The organism is Thalassospira sp. UBA1131 (genome assembly GCF_002311515.1).
Classification (GTDB): domain Bacteria; phylum Pseudomonadota; class Alphaproteobacteria; order Rhodospirillales; family Thalassospiraceae; genus Thalassospira.
Genome location: NZ_DCAO01000081.1, coordinates 23,325 through 26,521, shown reverse-complemented (window position 1 = coordinate 26,521; position 3,197 = coordinate 23,325). Strand labels below are relative to the sequence as shown.

Genomic DNA, 3,197 nt, shown 5'->3' with positions numbered 1-3,197 from the left:
CCCTTGATCGCACGCCTGATTGAAAAGCTGGTCCCGGCCGAAATCGATACCGAACCGCGCCTCAGCCCGGAGCCGAAATACGTCATCCACGAACTGACCATAGCCCCGGCAGCAGCGCTTAGTTTGTTGCGTAATGAAGTCATGCATATGGGCGACGTGGTGATTGATGTCGTGCGGCGCGGGCGTGAAAACCTGCGCAACCCGACACGCCCGAAGCTTAAAAAGCTTGGCGAACTGGATGACGGGGTCGATAGCCTGCAAGACGCGATTGCGCTGTTTGCGGCAAAACTGCCGCGTGCGGAACTGCTGCCCGGGGACGTTAACCGCATGCAGAACGAACTGGCCGTAAGCAACCACCTTGAAGCCATCGGCGATCTGATCAGCGAGGAAATGGTCAAGCTGGTCGGCGAATGGCTTGATATTCGCCACATGCCATCAGACGAAAACCGCCAGAAAATGGCAGAGCTTTACGAGATTGCCGAAGATTGCCTGAAACAGGCGATGACTGCCTTTTCCGCCGAGGATCTGGAAGCTGCCAATCGTGTGCTTAATCGCAAAGCGGAGTTCACCACCAAGCTTGATACGACATTGCGCAAAGTTAGTGATGAAATCGGCCCGCGCGATCTTGATATTCGCCGTTACCGGATTGAGGTCGCGATGGTCGAACGCATCAACCGCCTGTATGAGCGCGCGCGCCGGATTGCCCATGCGACAATCGCGATTAAAAATCAGCAAGAACCAGCGCCGACGGAACAAAACGCGGCATCGACCATCGCCGATGCTATGTAATGTTCTGGCGCCCTAGCGGTCGGCAGGCGGAGTATTGATGTCTTTTTGCATGACTGTGACGTCGCAGGCGCGATAGCCAAGATGGCGATAGAAATCCTGTGTCGCATGGTTATCCGCGCGCACCATCAATTGCATTCGCCAGACACCCTGATCGCGCAGCCAGTTTTCCCCGACTTCCATCAGGCGGCGACCCAGTCCTGATTTCTGCAAGGTTGGTGTTACGGCCATATAATAGACCCAGCCACGATGCCCGTCATGACCCGCCATGATGGAGCCGATAATGTTATCGCTGTTATCTTCCCAAACAAAAAGGGTGGCATCCCTGCTTTCAAGCGCGAAACGCACATCCCATTCTGGCGGATTGTACGGGCGATAAAGCCCGGTTTCCTGCCAAAGGGCTGTTAATGCGGGGATATCATCAAGGGTGGCTGTTCTGGGCTGGGACTTTGGGGCGTTGGTCGTCATGGTGCTTCTTTCATGGGGCGTTACAGAAGCGCGTAACAATGCTTGGATTACGCAAAGCCGTCAAACCCAATTGCGTGACAAGCCGATGAAGTTAAACGCCAAAACGCAAAACGCCCCCAAGAGGAGCCTTGGGGGCGCTGGCGGGTCCGGGGTATCGGTTGGGATGGGGGGAAGTCCCCGGACCGGGGAAGGTCAGGTTTTGATGGACCGATCAGCTGATCGGGCGTCCGGTCACGCTGCTCAGTTCCATTTCGCGGACGATGTCACCGGCCTGATTGGTAACAGTGGCGGTATAGGTACCGCGTGGGGTTTCGGTGATGTCACCCAGTTTGAGTTCACCATTGCCAAACCGGATCACCATCGCATTGGCCAGAAGCGTCATCTGATCAGCGGTGAATTTGCGATCAAAACGTGCAGCCTTGTCTTTGTTCGGTTTGCCGATCAGTTTGCGCAGGTCATGACGGGTGCCGCGATCCATGCGGCCGGTTTTTTCATCAAATTTCAAAACCTCGACCACGTCACCACTGGCATTAAGCAAGACAACATCAATCTTGCCGGCCTGTTCGGAGGCCTTGGCATCACCGGTCTTGAGGTTGGATTCACCCATTTTCAAAAGCATCGCATCAACCAGTGTGCGGGCTTCATCAATGGTCAAGGGTACGGCGCGTGCGCGGCCTTCGCCATGGAACATGCCGCCTTTGCCGTGTTTGCCATGTTCGCCGTATTCACCGTGTTCACCGCGCATATATTCGCCTTTATGGTCGCGTTCGCCGGGCGATGCATAAGCCGATGCAAACGGGGTTGCGATCATGGTGGTGGCAATCAGGGCCGCGGCAAGTTTAAGGGTGGTTTTGCGTTTCATTGGGGACCTCATCAGGTTTGTGGGGGATCAATGTGTTGAAGCCCGTTATCGCCTATGAATGTCGCGAAATGATCCCGGCGAACGGGCAAAATGGTCGCAAGCTTTGCCAAAAGGCCGTTTTGCGACAATCTGATACAAATTGCCGTTTCTGCCGGCACTGCCGACGCGTTAGGTTAGCCTTGGAACAGAATTTTGATTTCAGGACCGCATATGAGCGACCAGCCCCACATTCTTGTTGTCGATGACCATCGTGATATCCGTGACCTTCTGGGGCGATATCTGCGTCAGCATGAATATCGCGTGACACTGGCATCTGACGGGCGCGAGTTGCGCAAACTGATGGCGGATAACATCGCACCCGACCTGATTGTGCTGGATCTGATGATGCCAGGCGAGGACGGGCTGAGTTTGTGTCGCTGGCTGCGCGAAAACTATGATGTGCCGGTTGTGATGCTGACCGCCCTTGGCGAGGAAACTGATCGCATCATCGGTCTTGAAATGGGCGCGGATGATTATTTGGCCAAACCGTTCAATCCGCGAGAATTGCTGGCCCGGATCAAGGCCGTGATGCGGCGTGCACAAAGTCTTCCGGTCGGGCGCAAGGGACCGCTTCCGGGCGGGCAGGTGCATTTTGATCGCTGGGTGCTGGATCGCACCCGCCATGAATTGCGCGATGCCAATGATGTGGTCGTGCCACTCAGTGCCGGGGAATATGGCCTGCTTTGTGCCTTTGTCGAACATCCAAACATGGTGCTTAACCGTGATCAGTTGCTTGATCTGACCCGTGGGCGCGAAGCCGTGCCGTTTGATCGCAGCATCGATAATCAGGTCAGCCGCCTGCGCAAAAAGATCGAGCATGATGCCAAGAACCCGACCCTGATCAAGACCGTCTGGGGCGGGGGATACATGTTCACCTGCGAGGTGACCGAAAAATGACCAAGCGCCGCCTGATCAAACGCCTTTGGCCGCAAAGTCTGACCGCGCAGCTTGTCTGTTTGCTGTTGGGCGCGATCATCCTGACCCACATCGTTCTTGGTGTCATGCTGGCCGAGGAACGCCGGGATGCGGTGGCGTCTGAGCG

General features: G+C 55.8%; 3 protein-coding genes and 1 pseudogene. 2 read left to right on the top strand and 2 right to left on the bottom strand.

All coding sequences use genetic code 11. From position 1 onward, the window contains the following. A pseudogene (locus tag B3Z49_RS12425) lies at positions 1-789 on the top strand (Na/Pi cotransporter family protein); the annotation flags it as partial. Positions 790-801: 12 nt separating this feature from the next. Here the strand turns inward: B3Z49_RS12425 and B3Z49_RS12420 are convergent. Both B3Z49_RS12420 and B3Z49_RS12415 read right to left on the bottom strand, forming a co-directional pair. After that, positions 802-1,254, bottom strand: a complete 453-nt coding sequence (locus B3Z49_RS12420; RefSeq protein WP_296991263.1) for a GNAT family acetyltransferase — start codon at positions 1,252-1,254, stop codon at positions 802-804. Between the two features lie 211 nt (positions 1,255-1,465). Continuing rightward, positions 1,466-2,116 carry a hypothetical protein gene (locus B3Z49_RS12415; protein WP_296991261.1) on the bottom strand — a complete coding sequence of 217 codons (651 nt, stop codon included), beginning with the start codon at positions 2,114-2,116 and terminating at the stop codon, positions 1,466-1,468. A 210-nt stretch (positions 2,117-2,326) separates the two neighbouring features. On the opposite strand from B3Z49_RS12415, the gene B3Z49_RS12410 reads away from it, so the two are divergent. Continuing rightward, positions 2,327-3,052: a response regulator gene (locus tag B3Z49_RS12410; protein WP_063088408.1), complete on the top strand. Its 726-nt coding sequence runs from the start codon at positions 2,327-2,329 to the stop codon at positions 3,050-3,052. The last annotated feature ends 145 nt before the right edge of the window (positions 3,053-3,197 follow it).